We start from the raw sequence: 20,431 nt of genomic DNA on the forward strand, positions 1-20,431 counted from the left end.
AGGTCGCCGGTGGCTGACCCGTGGCTCGCCCTGGAACTCGGCGCCGATCCCGCGGAGCGGATCGCGCAGGTCGCCGCCGCGCACGAGGCGTTCCTCGCCGCCGGCACGGCACCCGGCCGGATCCGTGAGGTGGTCCGGCGGTCCTGGGAACGGTCCGCCCTGCTCGACCCGGAGGCCACCGCGCCGGTCGACCTGACCGACGACGCGCTGATCGACTACCGCGCCGCCCACCCCCTGGCCCGGGTGCTGCCGCTCTTCCGGGACCTGCTGGGCGGCGTCGCCTTCGACGGCGCGCACCTCATGGCGGTCTGCGACGCGCACGGACGGCTGCTCTGGGTCGAGGGCCATCCCGGGGTGCGCCGGCGCGCCGAGGCGATGAACTTCGTGCCCGGCGCCCGCTGGGACGAGGCGCACGCGGGCACGAACGCCCCCGGCACCGCGCTGGCCGTCGACCACAGCGTGCAGATCTTCGCGACCGAGCACTTCAGCCGCCGGGTGCAGCGCTGGACCTGCGCCGCCGCCCCGATCCACGACCCGCTCACCGGACGGCTGCTCGGCGCGATCGACATCACCGGCGGTGACCAGCTGGCCAACCCGCAGAGCCTGGCGCTGGTGCGGGCCACCGCCCGCGCCGCCGAGGCGGAACTCGCCGCGGGGCGGCCGCCCGAGCCGGGCGTGCTCAACGTCCTGGCGCTCGGCCGCGACGAGGCGGAGCTCCGGGTGGACGGGCGGCGGGTCCGGCTCGGCCGCCGACACAGCGAGCTGCTGGTGCTGCTCCTCGAACACCCGGAGGGGCGGTCCGGCGAGCAACTCGGCCTCGACCTGTACGGCGACGAGCGGCTGCACCCGGTGACCGTGCGCGCCGAGCTGTCCCGGCTGCGCCGGGTGCTCGGCCCGGAGCTGCTGGACTCCCGACCGTACCGGCTGCGCGGGACCGTACACGCGGACTTCCGCGCCGTCACCGCGCGGCTCGACCGGGGCGATGCGGCGGGGGCGCTCGACACGTACGCGGGTCCGTTGCTGCCCGCCTCCGACGCGCCGGGAGTGACCCGGCTGCGCCGGCTCATCGACGGCCAGCTTCGGGCGGCCGTGCTCGCCACCGCGGACCCGGCGCTGCTCGCGGCCTGGACCGCGACCCCTGCCGGGGCCGACGACCTGGCCGCGTGGCAGGCGCTGGCGCGGGCGCTGCCACCGGGCGCGCCCCGCCGCCCGCTCGCCGTCGCCCGCATCCACCAGCTCGCCCGGGAGTACGGCCTGCCGCGCGCAACGTGGATGCAACCTCCCGGTGGCTAGCGTCGCCGCCGTCACCGCACCTCGACGGCGGAGGTAACCATGACGCGCTACGACGCGCCCACCCACTGGCAGTCCCGCTACGACCACTTCATCGGCGGCGAGTACGTCACGCCGCACGGCGGACGGTACTTCGAGAACCCCACTCCCGTGACCGGGGAAACCTTCTGCGAGGTGGCCCGGGGCACCGCCGAGGACGTCGAGAAGGCCCTCGACGCCGCGCACGGCGCCGCCGACTCGTGGGGCCGCACGTCCGTGGCCGAGCGGGCCCGCATCCTCAACCGGATCGCCGATCGGATGGAGGAGCACCTCGAATCCCTGGCGATCGCCGAGACCTGGGAGAACGGCAAGCCGGTACGCGAGACGCTGGCTGCGGACATCCCGCTCGCCATCGACCACTTCCGTTACTTCGCCGGCGCGATCCGAGCGCAGGAGGGAAGTGTCGGCGAGCTGGACGACGACACCGTCGCTTACCACTTCCACGAGCCGCTCGGTGTCGTCGGGCAGATCATCCCGTGGAACTTCCCGCTACTGATGGCGACCTGGAAGCTCGCTCCGGCTCTCGCCGCGGGCAACGCCGTGGTGCTCAAACCGGCCGAGCAGACCCCGGCGTCGATCCACCACTGGCTCTCCCTGGTGGCCGACCTGCTGCCGCCCGGCGTGGTGAACGTGGTCAACGGCTTCGGTGTCGAGGCGGGCAAGCCGCTCGCCTCGTCCGCGCGGGTGGCGAAGGTGGCGTTCACCGGCGAGACCACCACCGGGCGGCTGATCATGCAGTACGCCAGCGAGAACATCAAGCCGGTCACGTTGGAGCTGGGCGGCAAGAGCCCGAACATCTTCTTCGACGACGTGAGCGCCTCCCACGACGACTTCCACGACAAGGCGCTCGAAGGGTTCACGATGTTCGCCCTCAACCAGGGTGAGGTCTGCACCTGCCCGTCGCGGGCGCTGATCCAGCAGGGCCACTACTCGGACTTCCTCGCCGCGGCAGTGGAGCGGACCCGGGCGGTGAAGCAGGGGCACCCGCTCGACACCGACACGATGATCGGGGCGCAGGCCTCCAACGACCAGCTGGAGAAGATCCTGTCCTACCTGGACATCGGCCGGCAGGAGGGCGCCAAGGTGCTGACCGGTGGCGCCCGGGCCGACCTGGGCGGCGAACTCTCCGGCGGGTACTACGTGGAGCCGACCATCTTCGAGGGCGACAACTCGATGCGGATCTTCCAGGAGGAGATCTTCGGCCCGGTGGTCTCCGTGACCTCCTTCGCCGACCTCGACGAGGCCGTGAAGATCGCCAACGACACGCTGTACGGGTTGGGCGCCGGCGTCTGGACCCGGGACATCAACACCGCGTACCGGGCCGGGCGGTCGATCCAGGCCGGCCGGGTGTGGACGAACTGCTACCACGCGTACCCGGCGCACGCCGCGTTCGGCGGGTACAAGCAGTCCGGCATCGGCCGGGAGAACCACAAGATGATGCTGGAGCACTACCAGCAGACCAAGAACCTGCTGGTCAGCTACTCCCCGAAGAAGCTCGGCTTCTTCTGATGGGCGACCACCCGTCGGCCGACGCGGTGCCCGGTCCGCCGGGCGCCGCGGCGCCACCCGGCCACGTTCCACTCCCTCGGGCGGCGTCGCCGATCGCCCTGCCCCACCCGACGGAACCCGTCTCCGTGACGCCGGCCGCAGCGGCGCTGCTCCGGTCGTTGCGGGAGCAGCACGGGCCGCTGATGTTCCACCAGTCCGGCGGCTGCTGTGACGGCAGCGCGCCGATGTGCTACCCGGCCGGCGAGTTCCGCACCGGCGGCTCGGACGTCCTGCTGGCGTCGCTCGACGTCGACGGCGTTCCCGAGCCCGTCGAGTTCTGGATGTCACGGGCGCAGTGGGAGTTGTGGAAACACACCCGGCTCACGGTCGACGTGGTGCCCGGCCGGGGCAGCGGCTTCTCCCTGGAGGCCCCCGAGGGGGTGCGCTTCCTGATCCGCTCCCACCTGGCCGGGAACGGGGCGTAGGACGTCCGGGGTTGACCCGGTCAGCCGGCGGCGATCTGCGCGTACCGCTCGACGGGCCGCACGGCGACGCCGCCGGCACGGTCCAGCCCCTGCCAGAGGGCGCTGGTGGCCGGGTCCTGCCGCGCGACCTCACCCTCCGTCTCGACCAGGTACTCGGTGAGGAAGCCGCGCAGCGGACCCGCCGCCACGCTCTCCGGGTGCTCACCGGCGAACTCGGGCGCCGCGTGCAGCAGCAGCAACAACATGCCGTGGACCCGGGCCTTCTGCCGGTCCAGCGCCGGCTGGAAGTACGGCAGGTCCAGGGCCCGCGCCCCCAGCCGGGCGTAGAACCGCAGCCGCGCCTCGGAGTCGCCGTGCGCCCGGTTGCCGGGGTGCTGATCCGGACGCTCCACCTCGGCCACGATCAGGCAGGGGTCGTACCGCTCGGCCCATTCGGGGACGAGGTGACCGAGCAGGAGGCTGCCCACCCCGGTGCCCCGGCCCTCTTCGGCCACGGCGAGGTAGCTCAGCAGCATCACCCGGGGGCCCTCGTACCAGGAGCCGACAGCCCCACCGAGCAGCGCGCCGGCGTCGTCGCGGGCGACGAAGACCTCACCGACCCCGTCGTGCAGGTCGGCGAGGAGGCTCTCCCCCGTCACCAACTGGTCCTCGGGGAACGAGGGCAGCAACACCTGCCGGTAGAGCAGGTCGGTGGTGGCGTCGTCGGTCACCCGGACAATCCTCATCCGGCCACGCTACCGGCGTCGTCCACCGATCCGGCCGCTGAACCCGCCGCCGGGCCCCGCCGGTCGCGGGACATGAAGTGCAGCGTGAAGCCGAACGCCGCCGCGAGGAGCAGCACCCCGACGGCGAGCGACAGCGCCCAGAGGTCGTGCAGGTCGTAACCGGCCTGGATCAGCTGCATCACCCCGGAGAGACCGACAGCGGCGGCCACGCCCAGCAGGATGTCGATCCGGCGGCGGTTCACCCGCTCGCGCTCGGCGCGCCGCCGCGCGGCCGCCTCCTCGCGGGACAGCCGCTCCCGCAACTCCCGCTCCTCGCGCTCCCGCGCGGCCCGGGCCGCCGCGAGCGCCCACTCCTGCTGACGACGCATCGACGCCTCCACCAGCGCGCCCACCCGGTCGGCGAGGACCTTGTCGACCATGTCCTCGAACTCGGCGCGCAGCTCCCCGAAGCGCGCGGCCACCAGCAGCCGGTCGATGGTGACCCGGATCGCCGGGGAGGTGACCAGCGACGGCGCGGTGAGGAACATCAGGACGGTACGGCTCGACATCACGAAGCCGTGCATCCGGAGCTGCTGGGCCTCCAGCCGCCCCTGCAGATCGGTCAGCTCCTCGACCTGACGCCGGTGCGCGGCCGAGGAGATCTCGGCGGCGTCCAGATCGGGAGGCCCCTGGTCCAGCCGTACGGTCATCTCCGCCAACTGCTCGAGCACGGCCTGGTGGTAGCCGCCGAGCTGGTCCTGCCAACCGGCGAACATGCCTTCGAGGGAGGCCACGAACTCGGCCGTCTCGGCGAGCGAGCGCATCATGTAGCTCGGGGTGCCCGGCGTCATCATCAACGTCGTGTTGCAGCTGCGCATCAACAGATCACCGGTGAAGCCGGGCACGTCCACGACGGGGAGCCGCGCCGGGTCGACCGGGTAGCGCAGCCACTCCGCCACCGCGCTCATCCCGTCCCGTACCGGGTTGAAGAGCGGTTGCGCGCCGAACGCCGAGAGCAGCTCGGCGGCCGTACGGATGGGTTCGGCCACGCCGGTCGAGGGGGAGACGAGGCTCGCCCGGTCGACGGAGAGCAGCACGTGGTACATGCCCGGGCGGCCGCTGCACCGGATCTGCCGGGCCGTGGTCCGGGCGAGCTGCCCGGCCAGGTCGGAGGTCACCTGGTTGGCGAAGTCGGACAGCCGTTGCCACTGCGGGGCCGAGGGACCCGACTCGACCATCCGCAGCGGGGTGCCGAGCTGGGCGAGGTTCCCGGCCTCTGGGGCGACCCGGACCATCGCCGCGTACACCTGCGGCGGGGTGGCGCCGGAGAGCTGCCCCGCGATGCGCAGGAAGTGATTGCCCAGCTCGGACAGCCGCAGCTCGACCGTGAAGGTCTCCGGCTCGGCGTCGGGCCGGTCGACGTCCCTGACCTCCAGGTCGGGCAGGGTGATCGTCATGCCGCGGAACTGCCGGTCGAGCGGGTCGTCGCCCTTCCAGATGTCGCTCAGCGAGAGATCGTCCGAGACGTACGCCTGCGGGTGCTCGCTGACGGAACAGCCCGCGATGGTCCAGTCCAACGCGGCCCAGCGCGCCGTGTTGATCAGATCCTGGGGCAGGCTGACCGCGCTCGGTGGCGTGCCGGCCGACGTCCCGTCCCCGGCCACGTCCTCGTATAGGCCGAACGGGTACAGGTAGACCACCTGACCGTGCTCGACCCGGAGCCAGGGCCGCTCGACCGAGGCGGCGAGCGCCTCCAGCGCGAAGCGGTGGGCGCGCATCTCGCTCCGGTCGATGCCGTCCGGCAGGCTCTCCTCCGCTTCGCGCAGGGCCCGGAGCGCGCCCCCCACCTCGGGCTCGCCCGCGCTGAAGTGGTCGAAGACCGCCCGCGCCGCCAGGGAGAGCGCGCGGTAGTAGCGGACGTCGCCACCGGCCTGCTCGGTCACGAAGTCCAGCAACGGGGAGCGCGGGCAGGAGTCGGCGTCGACCAGCATCCGCTCGGCCCGGTCGGCCACCCGTCCGGCCAGCTCCGACCAGGTGGCGAGGGAGCCGGCGTAGCCGGCGTCGTAGCAGACCATCTCGACGGCCAGCAGCTCGATCATCTGGAGCACCAGCCCGGTCATCGCCGCGTCGGCGACCTGCCCCTGTGCGGTGAGCCGCGACCACCGCTCGCCCACGAACCGCATGTGCTCCAGCGCCGGTTCGATGTCCCAGGCCTCTTCCCAGTACTCCTCGAAGAGTGCCTCGAGGTAGAGCAGCAGGGCCGGTGCCGCTCCCGGCAGGGGTGCGGCCACCGCCAGCGCCTGCGCGATCGCCGATCGCAGCTGCGGCTGCTCCACCCTTGTCGAATCCCAGGTGGAGAGCGTGGCCAGCAGGTCGAACTCATCGACCGCGAGACCGCCGGGCCGGCACAACCGCCCGGACAGCCAGCGACGCAGTGGCCTCAGGTCGCCGTCACCGAGCGCTTCGAGGTGCTCCGCATCGATCTCGGTCGCGATATCCACTGAGCAGCCCTCCGCTACGAGTCGGCGTCGCTCAGGGCACTATGCCAAGCAGTCGCAAGAAATCTCGACCCCGTCGGGACGTGGTGGCGCGGGCACCCGACCGCACCGGCCCGGCCCCGACAATCGGCCTGCGCCGCGACGGCGGCCGGGCCGCGGGCCGCTGCCGCGACGCCGACCGGCCGGTCTGCCGGAAACCGGCTCCGGGCGGGCGTCCGGATACCTAGCCTGACAGGCAGGAGCAGCTCAGCGACGGAGGCCAGCATGAGCACCGAGGCCATGGACGCGTTCGCCCGCGAGCGCGAAGTCGAGATCACCGTGACCGGCCGGCGGACGGGGCGGCAGATCTCCCACCCGGTCTGGTTCGTGCAGGAGGAACAGAGCATGTTCCTGGTGCCGGTCTCCGGCCTCGACAGCGACTGGTACAAGAACGTCCGGCAGACGCCGGTGATCCGGGTGGCCGCGAACGGTACGGCGGTGAACTCGACCGCGACCACCATCGACGACCCGGATCGGGTCGACCACGTGGTGTCGCTGTTCCGCGAGAAGTACGGCGCGGACGAGGTGGAGAACTACTACCCGAGGCACGACGTCGCGGTGCAGGTGCCGCTCGGCTGACCCGGCCGGCGAACGGGTAGGGCGGCGCGACGCTGGGCCCGGCGGGCGCTCAGAGGTTCGGCGGAATGACCCGCAGGTGACCCCGGCGCCCGGTGGAATGTGGCTGCTTGTCCTGATCGTCCTCGGGTGGACGCGGAGTCGGACGAGCCGCCTCGCGGACCGCCTCGGCCAGCGCGACCAGGTCGTCGGTGGTGGGCGGCGGCGGCTCGAACTCGCCCTCGTGACGGACGACGTCCCACCCCCGCGGAGCGGTCAGGCTGCGGGCGTGCGGCTCGCAGAGGTCGTACGTGTGCGGCTCGGCGAAGGCCGCCAGGGGACCCACCACCGCGGTCGACTCGTTGTAGACATAGGTCAATGTGGCGACCGCTTGCCGGGGGCAGCCGTTTCGGGAGCAGCGCCGTGGTGACCTCACGGCGGCAGGGTATCTCCATTACCGGGTCCGGCGCACCGGTTCGCGTTGCGACACGCCCGTCACGGTGATCACAATTCGCGGCGCCGGCGCGCCGCTCCGGTCCCGGCACGCCCGAACGGTGGCGCTGCCGCAGGCCGGGGTCGCCCGGGGGCTACCCTTTGCCTCATGACGAGCCCGGAACACCGCCGCCCCGGCTCCGGCCGGCGCGCACATCGCGACCGGCACGGCCGCGGTCTGCGCGGGCGGCTGGTACCGGCCACCGTGCCGCTGGCCCGGACGAAGGCGGAGGTCTTCGACGACCTGGTCCTGGACACCGTCGAGACGCTGGAGCGGCGGTTCGCGAAGGAGCTGGCCGGGGTCGAGTTCGCGGTGGAGGACGTCCCGCCCGAGCTGAACGTCTACGACTCCGACGTGCTCGAAGACGGCGAGGTGCCGCTGGCCCGCCTGCTGCCCGGACGGCCGGGCCGGCAGGAGGTGCCGCCCCGGATCGTGCTCTACCGTCGCCCGCTGGAGTTCCGGGCGATGGACCGCGAAGACCTCGCCGACCTGGTCCACGACGTGATCATCGAGCAGGTGGCGAACCTGCTCGGAGTCGACCCGGACGAGCTGGCCTGACCGGTCCGACCCCCACCGGGACCCGGTCACGACTCAACCCGCCGGACGCCGTCACACGCCGGACCCGGGCGGCCCCCACCGCCCGGGCTGCGCGTCGATCAGGCGGCCCGCCGCTTCAACTTGCGCCGCTCCCGCTCGGAGAGCCCACCCCAGATCCCGAACCGCTCGTCGTGGCCGAGAGCGTATTCGAGGCATTCCGTCTTGACCTCGCAGCGCGAGCAGATCCGCTTCGCCTCACGGGTCGAGCCGCCCTTCTCGGGAAAGAACGCCTCCGGGTCGGTCTGCGAGCAGAGCGCCCGCTCCTGCCACTCCGGCGCGTTTCCGAGCAGGTCGGCCACCTCAAGCTGGCCGTCCATCAAATGCCTCCTTGTCGCGCACCGGCGTCATCGCCGCTGCAACCCCCCACGCGAAAGGCGTGCGTGTCCGTCCGGTCCGGTTTTGATGCGTTCCGTGCGAACAACCCCATTCAAATTACACGTGTGTAATACGTGCGCCGTCAAGCCAAACTTGATAATGGAGTCGCCCTCCCGACATGACCCGGACGGCCATCCGACCACCCGGCCTCGCAACCTGCCCTATCGATTCAGACCCCGGCCGAGTAACGCCCTCTCCGGCGAGTTGCCGGAGATTTTCCCCGTGGCGCACCGGCACCGGCCGCGTCGGAGCGGTCGCGAAACGCCACACGGGCGCACCCGGACAGCACTGCTGATCTTGGTGGGGCACAGGTTAACGCGACTCGCGACGGACTGCCCGTCGAGCGACCACCGCCGACCTCTCGACGTCCACATTGTGGAAGGCGAGTCGCCGACGAGAGTGGACGGAGTTCGGGTGTGCCGGGAACGGGCTGGTCGACCCGATCACTCGGTTCCGCCAGACCGACGGCGGCCCACTGCCCGCACTTCCCATCAGACGGTACGTGGCCGTGCCGCACAGCTCGGGCCCGACCTGTCGGAGCGCGCCGCGCACCGCTGCGGCGCCCGCGCGGCTGGTGCCCGCCCGGCCGGCCGGCGGAGCGCACCCGCCCTCTCCTCGCCGCCCACCCGGAGCGCAGGGGTGCCGCCGCTCCTGACGCCTCCCGGCTGCGATTTGCGGTCGGCATCTTGAACAACTGGTTGCCCGATCATGATCGACCGCCGGATGGCCGACCACACCGGACGGAGAGCCGGGGGAAAGCCGCCACCCGATGATCGGGAACCGAATTCCACTCGCCGCTCTCCCGCCTTCCTTTTACGACCCCGGCAACCCCGGCGGCGGCGCGGATTGTGCGATTCGTCAGGCCGTACGCCTCGGCCCGTCGATCGGCGCTCGTCGCTGCCCACCGGCGTGCTCGGAAACGGGCAGCGAGCCTCCGAGCCGTCGCCCGTCCGTTCGGGGGCGCCGGCGACGGCGCTCGCCACCACCGGCGCCCCGGGGAGGGCCGGACAACAGGCCCGAACTCAGGACCGCACGGTTCCGTACGCGGTGGTCCGTCGCCGCGGCGGACGTCCGGCCGCCACCGCGATCGCCCGCAGCTGCTCCTCCGTGCGCGCCGACCCGTTGGCCGAGCCGGCCATCCGGGAGATGGTCTCCTCCATGAGGGTGCCGCCCAGGTCGTTGCAGCCGCCCTGGAGCATGGCGACCGTGCCGGCGTCGCCGAGCTTCACCCAGGAGCACTGGATGTTGTCGATCCGGCCGTGCAGCAGCAACCGTGCCATCGCGTGCACCACGCGGTTCTCCCGCCACGTCGGCCCCGGACGGGCGATGCCGGCCAGGTAGATCGGGGCGTTGGTGTGCACGAACGGCAGCGCCACGAACTCGGTGAAGCCGCCCGTACGGTCCTGCACACCGGCGAGCACCCGGAAATGGGCGAGCCACTGCCCGGGGTGGTCGACGTGTCCGTACATCATCGTCGAACTGGACCGGATGCCCAGCTCGTGCGCGGTGCTGACCACCTCGACCCAGGCGGCGGCCGGCAGCTTGCCCTTGGTGAGCACCCAGCGCACCTCGTCGTCGAGGATCTCGGCGGCCGTGCCCGGGATGGTGTCCAGCCCGGCCTCGCGCAGCTGCGTCAGCCACTCCCGCACCGGAACGCCGGCCTTCGCGGCGGCGGTGACGATCTCCATGGGCGAGAACGCGTGCACGTGCATCTCCGGCACCCGCGCCTTGATCGCCCGGACGATGTCCGCGTACCCGGTCACCGGCATCTTCGGGTCGATACCGCCCTGCAGGCAGACCTCCGTCGCGCCGGCCGCCCACGCCTCCTCGGCCCGGTCGGCGACCTGGTCCACCGAGAGCCGGTACGCGTCCGCGTCCCGCTCCCGCTGGGCGAAGGCGCAGAACCGGCAGCCCACGTAGCAGACATTTGTGAAATTGATGTTGCGGTTGACCACGTACGTCACGTCGTCGCCGACCGCCGAGCGGCGTGCGTCGTCCGCGATCCGGCACAGCTCGTCCAGGGCCGGGCCGTCGGCGCCGAAGAGCGCGAGCGCGGCATCGGTGTGCCGGGGCTCCAGCAGGGCGGCCGGGTCGTCGGCGGCCAGCCGCAGGCCGGCCCGCAGGTCGTGGTCGCCCGCACCGGGCGTCACCGGCGCGGCTGTCACCTTCGTGGCGACCTCGGCCCAGTCGCCGTAGACGCTGTCGAAGTCGCCCCGCCGATCGTCGGTACGCCCCGCCGTGTCGATCGTCATGTGCAAGTCGGTCCGCCCGCCGAAGACCTCCTCCGGCTCCTGCCACGGCCGGCCCACCGGGCGGGCGTCCTCGACGGCCAACCCGGTCTCCCCGTCGGCCAACGCGCTCACGTGCGCCAACAGGCGCGGGTCGAGCCACGGATCGCCGGCCCGGACGTACTCCGGGTAGACGGTCAGCCGCTCGCGCAGGGTGAACCCGCCGTCGGCCGTACGTCGGGCCAGCTCGTCCAGCTGCGGCCAGGGACGTTCCGGGTTCACGTGGTCGGGGGTGACCGGGGAGACCCCACCCCAGTCGTCGATACCGGCCCGCAGCAGCAGGTCGTACTCGCCCTCGATCAGGTTCGGCGGCGCCTGGATCCGCATCCCCGGCCCGAGCAGCAGCCGGGCCACCGCCACCGTGGCCGCCAGATCGTGCAGTTCCGCGTCCGGCATACCGCGCATCGCGGTGTCCGGCTTGGCGCGGAAGTTCTGCACGATCACCTCCTGGAGGTGGCCGTACTCGCGGTGGGCGCGGCGGATCGCGAAGAGCGCGTCGACCCGTTCGGCGTGCGTCTCGCCGATGCCGATGAGGATCCCGGTGGTGAACGGGACGCCGACCCGACCGGCGTCGTCGAGCACCCGCAGCCGTACGGCGGGTTCCTTGTCCGGCGAGCCGAAGTGCGGGCCGCCCGGCTCGGACCAGAGCCGGGTCGCCGTGGTCTCCAGCATCATGCCCATGCTGGGCGCGACCGGCTTGAGCCGTTGCAGATCGGACCAGGAGAGCACACCGGGGTTCAGGTGCGGCAGCAGGCCGGTCTCCTCCAGCACCGCGACCGCGCAGGCCCGCACATAGTCCAGTGTGGAGTCGTAGCCGCGCTCGTCCAGCCAGCGCCGGGCCGCCGGCCAGCGCTCCTCCGGCCGGTCACCGAGGGTGAAGAGCGCCTCCTTGCAGCCCTGCGCCGCACCCTCCCGGGCGATCGCCAACACCTCGTCGCGGTCCAGGAACGGCGCCGGGAGACGGTGCGGCACGGTGGCGAAGGTGCAGTAGTGGCAGCGGTCACGACACAATCGGGTGAGCGGGATGAAGACCTTCTTGGAGAAGGTGATGACGCCGGGCCGGCCCGCGTCACGGAGTCCGGCGTCACGGATCCCGGCGGCGACGCCGAGCAGTTCGTCGAGGGCCTCGCCGCGCGCGCCGAGCAGCGCGGTCGCCTCGTCGACGTCCAGCGCCCGGCCGGTGGTGGCGCGGCGCAAGGCGCGGCGCACACTCGCCTCGGTCGGCGCGGAGTCGGTGCGATCAACCATCCGCCCAGCCTAAGCGGTGATCCGCTCCGCCCCGCCGCCCTCGTGGGCAACCACACCTCCCCCGACGCACGTCACACCGACCCGGCTCAGGGAAACGAAAGAGTGGCCCCCGACGTCGGGGGCCACTCTTTCGCGCGGAACGGGTGAAGACCGCTCCGGCGCGACGACCTGCTCGGGTCAGCGAGGGTTGTTCGGCTCGTCGCCCGGGTTGATCGCCTGGGTCCGGTCACTCTCGCCGTCACCCGGGCGCGGGATGGCCTGGGTGGGTTCGGCGGGCTGGCGCGGGATCGCCTGCGTCGGCTCGGACGACGGCGGCTGCCCGAAGGGCGGGACCGACGGCGGAACCGGGTTCGCCGGTGGGGCGGACTGCGGCGCGACGTTGGCCGGCGGAGCCGACTGGGGCGCCGGCGTGAACGGCGGAGCCGGCTGGCCGTACGCGCCGGGCTGACCGGCGTACGGGTAGCCACTCGCCTGGCCGGGCGCGGGGTACGCACCGGGCTGACCGGGCACCGGGTAGCCGCCGGGCTGGCCCGCGCCGGGCCAACCGCCGGGCTGCTGAGGCCAGCCGGGCTGCGGCGCGCCGTAGACGCCGGGCTGCGGCTTGGGCTTCGGCACGTAGTAGAACGCCCGCCAGATCGTGTAGACGACGAACACGGCGACCGCGAAGATCGCCAGCCAGGCCAGCCGGCTGAGCAGGCCCAGCAGGGCGTCGAGCGCCTCACCCTCGGCCAGCCGCCCCACCATCCAGATCAGGAAGGTCAGCGCGCCGAACAGGGCACCGACGGCGTACTCGCCGAGCGCCAGTTGGGTGATCGTCTTCGCCTTCGGCAGGACCGGGTGGATGTGGGTGGCGAGCAGCACGGCCAGCAGCGGCAACGCCGTCGCCTCGAAGCCGACGAACGCGAAGAAGGTGCTGCCCGCCCGGTCGCCGAAGCTGCCGTAGCCGGTAGGTGTCAACAGCCGGATCAGGCCGACGAACAGGAACACGGCGTTCGCGCCGAGCAGCGCGAACGCCGCCAGCTCACGTAGCGGCTTGGTCAGCTGGCGGGCCCGTGTCGCGTCGGCGGACGCGGGCTCGGCGGGGCTGGTCACTAGCTCTCCCAGGGGCGAGGCGGACAGTTGCCGGACGTGAGCCTAGTCTCCCGGGCCACCGGAGGACCGCAGGCGTGGCGTGCGGGAGGATGGTCGGCATGCGCATCGTGGTTCTGGCGGGCGGCATCGGAGGCGCCCGGTTCCTGGTCGGCGTACGGGAGTACGCCCGCCAGGTGGGCGCCGAGGTGACCGCGGTGGTCAACGTCGGTGACGACCTCTACATGCACGGGCTGAAGATCTGCCCCGACCTGGACAGCGTCATGTACACCCTCGGTGGCGGCGCGGACCCGGAACGTGGCTGGGGGCGGGTCGGCGAGACCTGGACGGTCAAGTCGGAGCTCGCCGCGTACGGGGCGGAGCCGACCTGGTTCGGCCTGGGCGACAAGGACATCGCCACGCATCTGGTGCGCACCACGATGCTCGGCGGCGGCTACCCGCTCTCCGCCGTGACGGAGGCGCTCGCGACCCGCTGGCAGCCGGGCGTACGCCTGCTGCCGGCGACGGACGACCGGCTGGAGACGCACGCGGTGGTCGACCTCGACGGCGCCCAGCGGGCGATCCACTTCCAGGAGTGGTGGGTACGCCACCGGGCCGACGTGCCGACCCACCGGTTCGTCTTCGTCGGCGCGGAGTCGGCGAAACCGGCGCCCGGCGTGGTGGACGCCCTCGGCTCGGCCGACGTCGTGCTGGTCGCGCCGAGCAACCCGGTGGTGAGCATCGCGCCGATCCTGGCCGTACCCGGACTGCGGGAGGCCGTCACCGGGGGGCCGGCCCCGGTGGTGGGGGTCTCGCCGATCATCGGCGGCGCACCGGTACGCGGAATGGCCGACAAGTGCCTGGCCGTGCTCGGGGTCGAGTGCAGCGCGGCCGGGGTCGGCGGGCTCTACGGCAGCCGGGCGACCGGCGGCCTGCTGGACGGTTGGCTGGTCGCGGAGGAGGACGAGGGCACCCTGGTGCCGGAGGTGAGCGTCCGCGCGGTACCGCTGCGGATGACCGACGAGGCGGCGACGGCGGCGATGGTCCGCGCCGCGGTGGAGCTGCGGTGAAGCTGGAGATCCTGCCGGTGCTGGGCATCGGCCACGTGTCGGAGGGCGACGACCTGGCGGCAATGATCGCCACCGCCGCGCCCTGGCTGCGCGACGGCGACGTGCTGGTGGTCACCAGCAAGATCGTCTCCAAGGCGGAGGGCAGGTTGGTGGACATCCCTGCCGACGGCCCCGAGCGGCAGGCCGCCCGTGACGAGGTGCTGGCCGCGGAGACCGCCCGGGTGGTGGCCCGCCGGGGCCCCACCCGGATCGTGCAGACCCACCACGGTTTCGTGATGGCCGCCGCCGGCATCGACGCCTCGAACGTCGACAAGACCCGGCTCGTCCTCCTGCCGAAGGACCCCGACGCCTCGGCGCGGGCCCTGCGCGCCGCGCTGCGCGAGCGCTACGACCGGGACGTCGCCGTGATCGTCAGCGACACCATGGGTCGACCGTGGCGCAACGGGCTCACCGACGTGGCGCTCGGCGTCGCGGGGATGGACGCGATCCGCGACCACCGCGGCGAGACCGACCCGTACGGCAACGAACTCACCCTGACCGAGATGGCGGTGGTGGACGAGCTGGCCGGCGCCGGTGAGCTGATCAAGGGCAAGATCGACCAGGTGCCGGTCGCCGTGATCCGCGGCTACCTCAGCGCCACCCGGGACGACGACGGCGACGGCGCGACGGTGCTGGTCCGCGACGCCGCGCAGGACCTCTTCTCCCTCGGTACCGCCGAGGCCAGGGCCGCCGGCCTCGCCGCCGGAGCCACCCTCGCGGATGGCCTGGGTGCGGCGCCGGTCGACCCGAACGCCGTCCGGCGGGCGATCGACACGGTCGCGCACGCCGTCGCGCCCGGCACGGTCTTCACCCTCGTCGACGAGGAGGCGCAGCCGGGGCTGGCGGCCACCGTCACCGGATGGCCGTCGCGCGCGACCCGGCTCATCCTCGGCTCGCCGCCGACCCCGGTGAACGCTCTGGACCTGGTCCGTTTCGGCGCCGACCTGCACCGGCTGCGGATCGCCCTGGCCGTCGAGGGCATCCCCTCCCTGCCGCTGCCGCCCCCGGCGGCGAGCACCGCGAGCGCCACCCTGGCCGTCTGACCGATCCCGGGCCGGCTCACCCCGGCCCGGATGAATCCGTCGGTAGGGGCCGGGTCAGGCGTCGAGGACCGCGCGGCCCAGCGGGGTCAAGGTGTGCAGCACCGTGTTGCGGTCCCGGCGGCTGACCAGCAGCCCGGCGTTGCGCAGCACCGCCGTGTGCTGGCTGGCCGCCGCCGGCGAGATGTTCAGTCGCCGGGCCACCTCACCGGTGGTGCAGCCGTCGTGGCTGGCCTCCAGCACCGCGGCCCGCGTCCGGCCGAGCAGCGCGGCCAGCGCCTCCCGGCCGGGCGCGAATCCCGCCTCGGCGCCGGACGACCCCAGCCCACCCAGCCGGTCCACCGGATAGGCCAGGACCGGTGGCAACGCCGGGTCGAGCAACGCCACCGGGGTACGCGCGCAGAAGAACGACGGCACGAGCAGCAGTCCCCGACCGTCCAGATGCAACTCACGGCTGTCCGGGTAGTCGTGCACCTCCAGCACACCCGAGTCCCAGCGCATGCCCGGCCGCAGACTCGTGAACAGCCCCTCCACGCCGCCGTCCAGCAGGGCCCGGGCCCGTCGGGTCCGGTCGGCCTCCACCGCCGCCTGGATCCGCCCCCAGTACGGGCTGATCGCCACCGACCGGTAACGCTCCATCGAGTCGGTCAGCGCCCGCAGCACCTCCGGCTCGCCTCTGGCCAGCGCGGACGCCGACGGCGGCAGCGGATTCTCGCCGGCGAGCACAGCCAGGTCACGACGGAGCAGCGATACGGGTGTGCTGCGCACCGCCTCCAGCCCCGCCTCGAAGCCGTCGACGCTGGCGTACGGGGTGAGGAAGTCGGGGAAGTATCCCCTCGGCGGGTTCAACGCGAACAGCAGGCGCAACTGCTCGAAGGCACTCTCCTGGCGCAGCCCGCTCGCCACCGTCCGCCGCCACGTCGCCATCAGCGGGTCCCGGCTGCGACCCCGCAGGAGGTGCAGGCTGAGGACCAGCTCCCAGACCGGGTCGGCGGCCGGGGCGACCCTGGTCCGCAGGACGTCCTCGCCAGAAAAGTGAATCTTCAACATGGCGCGCTCCAGCTCGCCCGACCGGAGGGGTGCCGGGCGACCGTTTGCACTCTACCGCCCGGCACTTATCTCCATCTTTAAGCGTGAGCTGAAAAACCTCGACGTACGCCGGGCGAGTTGGGCATGCTTCCAGTGCCCGCCGGTGCCGGCGTGTTCGTTGCACAGCACGGCCGGGCACCGGGGCCGGGGAGGACCGACGGCCGGGCGGCGCCACGAGGGTCTGCGGCCCTTGCACCGCAGGGGTGCCACCCGGCCGTCCCGCCCGACATGGTCACGGGATCCGCCGCCTGTCAGGTCGATGCCCCACCGACTCGTAGAGTGTCGGAATGCCCGACGCCCCGCCCGCACCGAACGACCCGCAGAGCAGCCCGGCGACGACCACGGTCCACGCCGATGACAGCTACGCCGCGTTGCACGCCGACGCGACCACGCTGCTGACCGACTGGCGTCCCACCAGCCCCGCCGCCGCTGCCGCGCGCGACCGTACGCTGGCCCTGCTCACGGCCGGGCCGGTCGCGATGAGTCGGGCGCACCGCGCCGGGCACGTCACCGCGAGCGCGCTGGTGCTGGACGCCACCGGCAGCCGGGTGCTGCTCTGCCTGCACCGCAAGTTCCACCGCTGGGTGCAGCTCGGTGGGCACTGCGAGACCAGCGACCGGACGCTCGCCGGCGCCGCGCTGCGCGAAGCGACCGAGGAGTCCGGAATCGGCGGGCTCCGGATCGACCCCGTGCCGATCGACGTCGACCTCCACCCGGTCTCCTGCCAGGGCGGCTCGCTGCACTACGACGTCCGGTTCACCGTGGTGGCCCCGGCCGGCGCGGTGGAGCACGTCAGCGACGAGTCCACGGCGCTCGGCTGGTTCCCGCCGGAGCGGCTGCCCGAGCCGCTGGCCGACGGGACCCTCCAACTCGTCCGGCCCGCCCTCGCCTCGCTCAGACGTAGTCCTCTTCGCCTCGCTCCTTGAGCTCGTCGACCAGTGCCTTGACGTCCTGCGCCCGGTCACGCGGGCAGACCAGCACCGCGTCGGGAGTGTCCACCACGATGAGGTCGTGCACGCCGACGGCGGCCACCAGGCGTCCCGAATGCGGCACCACCACGAGGCCGGTGCTGTCCCGCAGCATGACGCCCGGCTTGGCCGCGCCGAGCACCACGTTGCCCGTGTGGTCGGCCGGCAGCACGTCACCCAGCGTGTGGAAGTCGCCGACGTCGTTCCAGCCGAAGTCACCGGGGACCGTCGCCACCCGCCCGGCCGTGGCGGCACCCTCCATCACCGCGTAGTCGACGGAGATCTTCGGCAGCGTCGGCCAGACCGCGCCCAGCACCTCGTCCTGCTCGGCGGTGTCCCACGCCGCCGAGATCGCGGTGACGCCGGCGTGCAGGGCCGGCTGCTGCCGGGCCAGTTCGGCGAGGAAGACGTCCACCCGCCAGACGAACATGCTGGCGTTCCAGAGGTGCCGACCGGAGCGGAAGTACGCCTCGGCCACCTCGCTGGCGGGCTTCTCCTTGAATTCGGCGACCATGCGCATCGGCCCGTCGCCGACCAGGTCGCCGCACTCCAGGTAGCCGTAGCCGGTCTCCGCCCGGGTCGGGGTGATCCCGACAGTCATCAGCAGCCCCTGCTCGGCGCCGCGCATCGCCTCCCGCACCGTCTCCGCCCAGCGGTGCGGGTCGCCGATGAGATGGTCGGCGGCGAAGGAGCCCATCACCGCCTCCGGGTCTCGCAACGCGATCACGGCCGCGGCGAGCGCGATGGCCGCGCAGGAGTCCCGGGGCGACGGCTCGACGAGGATGTTCTCCTCCGGCAGGCCCGCGAGCTGCCGCGCCACCGCCGTCACGTGCGCAGCTCCCGTGACCACCAGCGTCCGCTCGGGTGTCGTCAGTGGCGCCAGCCGCTCCACCGTCGCCTGCAGCAAGGAGGCGGACGTTCCGGTGAGCGGGTGCAGGAACTTGGGATGCCCGGCGCGGGACAGCGGCCACAACCTCGTGCCACTGCCTCCCGCCGGGATGACGGCATAGAGCATCAGCACATCATGCCCGACCGGTGCACGCGCCAACCGGCGGTTTCGACGGACGTCAGGACCGGGCCCGCGTCCAGGCCGCGATGTGCACCTCAGCGCTGGACTCCCAGGTGAACTCCTTGGCCCGATCGAAGCCCGCCTTGGCCAGCGTCAACCGGCGCGGTTCGTCGTCCAGCAGGGCGGCCAGATCCGCCGCCACCTGCTCCGGGCTCTCGCTCGTGTACGCCACGGCGTCACCGCCCACCTCGGGCAGCGAGAGCCGGGGCGTGGTGAGCACCGGGGCGGCGCACGCCATCGCCTCCAGGATCGGCAACCCGAACCCCTCCCCGTAGGACGGGTAGGCGGCGACCAACGCCCCGCCGAGGAAACCGGGCAGGTCCGCGTAGCGCAGGTAGCCCGGGCGCAGCAGCCGCAGGTGCGCGGGCACCTCGGCGACCGCCCGGTCGATGTCGTCGTCGTGCCCCTGACCACCGGCGATCACCAGCGCGGGCGGGTTGGGACGCTCGGCGACCGCTCGCGCCCAGCCCCGGATCAGGTTGGGCACGTTCTTGCGCGGCTCCTTGGCGCCGAGGAACGCGATGTAGCTGCTGCTGCCGAGCCCGAGCCGGGCCCGTACGCGGGCCTTCTCCTCCTCGCTCGGCGCGTGGAACGCGGCGTGGTCGACCCCGTGGTAGGCCACGTCGATCCGGGTCGGATCGGCGTCCAACAGGCGGATCAGCTCGTCCCGGGTGGCCTTGCTCGGCACGATCACCCGGTCGGCCCGGCGCAGCGACGTCTTGATGGCGCTGCGGAAGAAGGTGCGGCGCGACTTGTCGTAGTGCTCGGGCTCGGTGAAGAAGGTCGCGTCGTGCACGGTCACCGTCACCGGACACCCCGCACGCAGCGGACACGTGTAGAAGGGCGAGTGCAGCACCTGCACGCCGAGTTGCTGGGCCAGCATCGGCAGCCCGGTCTGCTCCCAGGCGAGCCGGGCCGGCCGGTGCGCGACCGCCGCGGGAGCCGGCACGATCTCGGCGTCGGGCAGCATCCGCGAGTAGCGCTCGAGGTCGGTGCGGAGGCTCACGACAGCCAGATCCACACCCGACCCACAGACCTTGCCCAGCGCGCCGAGCAGGCCGTCGACGTATCTACCGACGCCGCCACGGTCGGCGGGGACACTCGTGGCGTCGATGAGCACGCGGGGCGGGCGACCGGCGGTCACGGGGCGACTCCTTGCTGGCGGGTCTGTGGGGAACAACACTCCGGTGGCAAGCCTACGCCGCGGCCCACCTCCGACGCTGACTGCGACCCGACGGTACGCGTACTTGTCATCGTCATCAGGTACGGACCGCGGCGGCGTATCGTTCGCGCCGATGGCCGAGAACATTGCCCGGGTCTTCGCCGACGCGATCGCACCCGACCCGACCCGACCGTTGCTCACCTGGTACGACGACGCCTCCGGCGAGCGCACCGAACTCTCCGGCGCGACGCTGGCCAACTGGGTGGCCAAGACGGCCAACCTGCTGGTCGACGAGGTGGCCGTGGGGCCCGACGACAGCGCCGGGGTGCTCCTTCCGCCGCACTGGCAGACCGCCGCGGTGCTGCTCGGCTGCTGGTCCGCCGGGCTGACCGTAGCCGAGGCGCCGGGCCCCGTCGACGTGCTCTTCGCCGCCGTGAGCCGGGTGACCGAGGCGAACGCCTGGCCGGCGGGTGAGCGGTACGCGCTCGCGCTCGACCCGTTCGCCCTGCCGCTGCGCGAGGTGCCCGCCGGCTTCACCGACTACGTGCTGCAGGTACGCGGCCACGGCGACCACTTCACCCCGTACCCGTCGGGCGGTGCGGCCGACTCGGGTCTGCTCGCCCGGGCGCGGGAGCGCGCGACGGAGTTCGGCCTGGCCGGCGGCGACCGGGTGCTGGTCGACGTGGCTCGTCACCCCGAGCCGGTGGAGTGGCTGCTCACACCCCTGAGCGTCGGCGCCAGCCTCGTCCTCTGCGGCAACCTGGACCCGGCCCGCCTCCCCGACCGTCTGGTCGCGGAGAAGGTCACCCGAACCCTCACCTGACGCG

At 72.9% G+C, this 20,431-nt stretch carries 18 protein-coding genes; 9 read left to right on the forward strand and 9 right to left on the reverse strand.

The features are described 5' to 3' along the window. The first annotated feature begins 9 nt into the window (after nucleotides 1-9). The 3 genes from E1211_RS08290 to E1211_RS08300 all read left to right on the forward strand — a co-directional run bounded on the left by E1211_RS08290 (nucleotide 10) and on the right by E1211_RS08300 (nucleotide 3,302). On the forward strand, nucleotides 10-1,293 hold the full coding sequence (locus E1211_RS08290; protein WP_132347094.1) for a GAF domain-containing protein: 1,284 nt from the start codon (nucleotides 10-12) through the stop codon (nucleotides 1,291-1,293). A 39-nt stretch (nucleotides 1,294-1,332) separates the two neighbouring features. Then, nucleotides 1,333-2,838 (forward strand): aldehyde dehydrogenase, encoded by a 1,506-nt coding sequence (gene adh / locus E1211_RS08295; protein ID WP_132347096.1) that lies wholly within the window; start codon nucleotides 1,333-1,335, stop codon nucleotides 2,836-2,838. Between the two features lie 98 nt (nucleotides 2,839-2,936). Then, nucleotides 2,937-3,302: a DUF779 domain-containing protein gene (locus E1211_RS08300; protein WP_132347142.1), complete on the forward strand. Its 366-nt coding sequence runs from the start codon at nucleotides 2,937-2,939 to the stop codon at nucleotides 3,300-3,302. A 20-nt stretch (nucleotides 3,303-3,322) separates the two neighbouring features. On the opposite strand, the gene E1211_RS08305 is transcribed toward E1211_RS08300, so the two are convergent. Then, on the reverse strand, nucleotides 3,323-4,027 hold the full coding sequence (locus E1211_RS08305) for a GNAT family N-acetyltransferase (protein ID WP_132347098.1): 705 nt from the start codon (nucleotides 4,025-4,027) through the stop codon (nucleotides 3,323-3,325). After that, a complete protein-coding gene (locus E1211_RS08310; RefSeq protein WP_132347100.1) occupies nucleotides 4,024-6,507 on the reverse strand; it encodes a hypothetical protein in 2,484 nt (827 codons plus the stop codon). The genes E1211_RS08305 and E1211_RS08310 overlap by 4 nt, the downstream gene beginning before the upstream one ends. 261 nt (nucleotides 6,508-6,768) lie before the next feature. Between E1211_RS08310 and E1211_RS08315 the strand changes: the two genes are divergently transcribed. Beyond that, nucleotides 6,769-7,122 carry a nitroreductase/quinone reductase family protein gene (locus E1211_RS08315; protein WP_132347102.1) on the forward strand — a complete coding sequence of 118 codons (354 nt, stop codon included), beginning with the start codon at nucleotides 6,769-6,771 and terminating at the stop codon, nucleotides 7,120-7,122. A gap of 49 nt (nucleotides 7,123-7,171) precedes the next feature. Here the strand turns inward: E1211_RS08315 and E1211_RS08320 are convergent, their stop codons facing one another. Next, entirely contained in the window at nucleotides 7,172-7,534 is a 363-nt protein-coding gene (locus tag E1211_RS08320; RefSeq protein WP_132347104.1) for a DUF3499 domain-containing protein, read from the reverse strand. Nucleotides 7,535-7,699: 165 nt separating this feature from the next. Between E1211_RS08320 and E1211_RS08325 the strand changes: the two genes are divergently transcribed. Next, a complete protein-coding gene (locus tag E1211_RS08325; RefSeq protein ID WP_076471216.1) occupies nucleotides 7,700-8,149 on the forward strand; it encodes a metallopeptidase family protein in 450 nt (149 codons plus the stop codon). Between the two features lie 98 nt (nucleotides 8,150-8,247). Here the strand turns inward: E1211_RS08325 and E1211_RS08330 are convergent, their stop codons facing one another. From E1211_RS08330 to E1211_RS08340, 3 genes are all read right to left on the reverse strand, one after another. Beyond that, nucleotides 8,248-8,505: a WhiB family transcriptional regulator gene (locus E1211_RS08330; RefSeq protein ID WP_007455784.1), complete on the reverse strand. Its 258-nt coding sequence runs from the start codon at nucleotides 8,503-8,505 to the stop codon at nucleotides 8,248-8,250. Nucleotides 8,506-9,585: 1,080 nt separating this feature from the next. After that, a complete protein-coding gene (locus E1211_RS08335) occupies nucleotides 9,586-12,099 on the reverse strand; it encodes a bifunctional FO biosynthesis protein CofGH (RefSeq protein ID WP_132347106.1) in 2,514 nt (837 codons plus the stop codon). 177 nt (nucleotides 12,100-12,276) lie between these two features. Continuing rightward, the gene (locus E1211_RS08340) at nucleotides 12,277-13,191 is read right to left on the reverse strand and encodes a hypothetical protein (protein ID WP_132347108.1); all 915 of its coding nucleotides are present in this window, start codon (nucleotides 13,189-13,191) and stop codon (nucleotides 12,277-12,279) included. A 98-nt stretch (nucleotides 13,192-13,289) separates the two neighbouring features. On the opposite strand from E1211_RS08340, the gene cofD reads away from it, so the two are divergent. Both cofD and E1211_RS08350 read left to right on the forward strand, forming a co-directional pair. Next, entirely contained in the window at nucleotides 13,290-14,237 is a 948-nt protein-coding gene (gene cofD, locus E1211_RS08345) for a 2-phospho-L-lactate transferase (RefSeq protein WP_132347110.1), read from the forward strand. After that, complete coding sequence (locus E1211_RS08350) at nucleotides 14,234-15,319, forward strand: coenzyme F420-0:L-glutamate ligase (protein ID WP_132347112.1); 1,086 nt, start codon at nucleotides 14,234-14,236, stop codon at nucleotides 15,317-15,319. Before cofD ends, E1211_RS08350 begins: the two co-directional genes overlap by 4 nt. A 54-nt stretch (nucleotides 15,320-15,373) precedes the next feature. Here E1211_RS08350 and E1211_RS08355 read toward each other — a convergent pair whose 3' ends face one another. Further along, on the reverse strand, nucleotides 15,374-16,366 hold the full coding sequence (locus E1211_RS08355; protein WP_132347114.1) for a helix-turn-helix transcriptional regulator: 993 nt from the start codon (nucleotides 16,364-16,366) through the stop codon (nucleotides 15,374-15,376). A gap of 326 nt (nucleotides 16,367-16,692) precedes the next feature. Between E1211_RS08355 and E1211_RS08360 the strand changes: the two genes are divergently transcribed. After that, a complete protein-coding gene (locus tag E1211_RS08360) occupies nucleotides 16,693-17,331 on the forward strand; it encodes an NUDIX hydrolase (RefSeq protein WP_132347116.1) in 639 nt (212 codons plus the stop codon). On the opposite strand, the gene E1211_RS08365 is transcribed toward E1211_RS08360, so the two are convergent. Next, a complete protein-coding gene (locus E1211_RS08365) occupies nucleotides 17,300-18,388 on the reverse strand; it encodes a mannose-1-phosphate guanylyltransferase (RefSeq protein ID WP_132347118.1) in 1,089 nt (362 codons plus the stop codon). The two genes, E1211_RS08360 and E1211_RS08365, sit on opposite strands and share 32 nt — an antisense overlap. A 52-nt stretch (nucleotides 18,389-18,440) precedes the next feature. Next, the gene (locus E1211_RS08370; protein ID WP_132347120.1) at nucleotides 18,441-19,586 is read right to left on the reverse strand and encodes a glycosyltransferase family 1 protein; all 1,146 of its coding nucleotides are present in this window, start codon (nucleotides 19,584-19,586) and stop codon (nucleotides 18,441-18,443) included. A gap of 151 nt (nucleotides 19,587-19,737) precedes the next feature. Between E1211_RS08370 and E1211_RS08375 the strand changes: the two genes are divergently transcribed. Further along, a complete protein-coding gene (locus E1211_RS08375) occupies nucleotides 19,738-20,427 on the forward strand; it encodes a TIGR03089 family protein (protein ID WP_132347123.1) in 690 nt (229 codons plus the stop codon). Nucleotides 20,428-20,431: the final 4 nt, after the last annotated feature.

This window comes from Micromonospora sp. 15K316, from assembly GCF_004348525.1.
In the GTDB taxonomy this organism is placed as follows: domain Bacteria; phylum Actinomycetota; class Actinomycetes; order Mycobacteriales; family Micromonosporaceae; genus Micromonospora.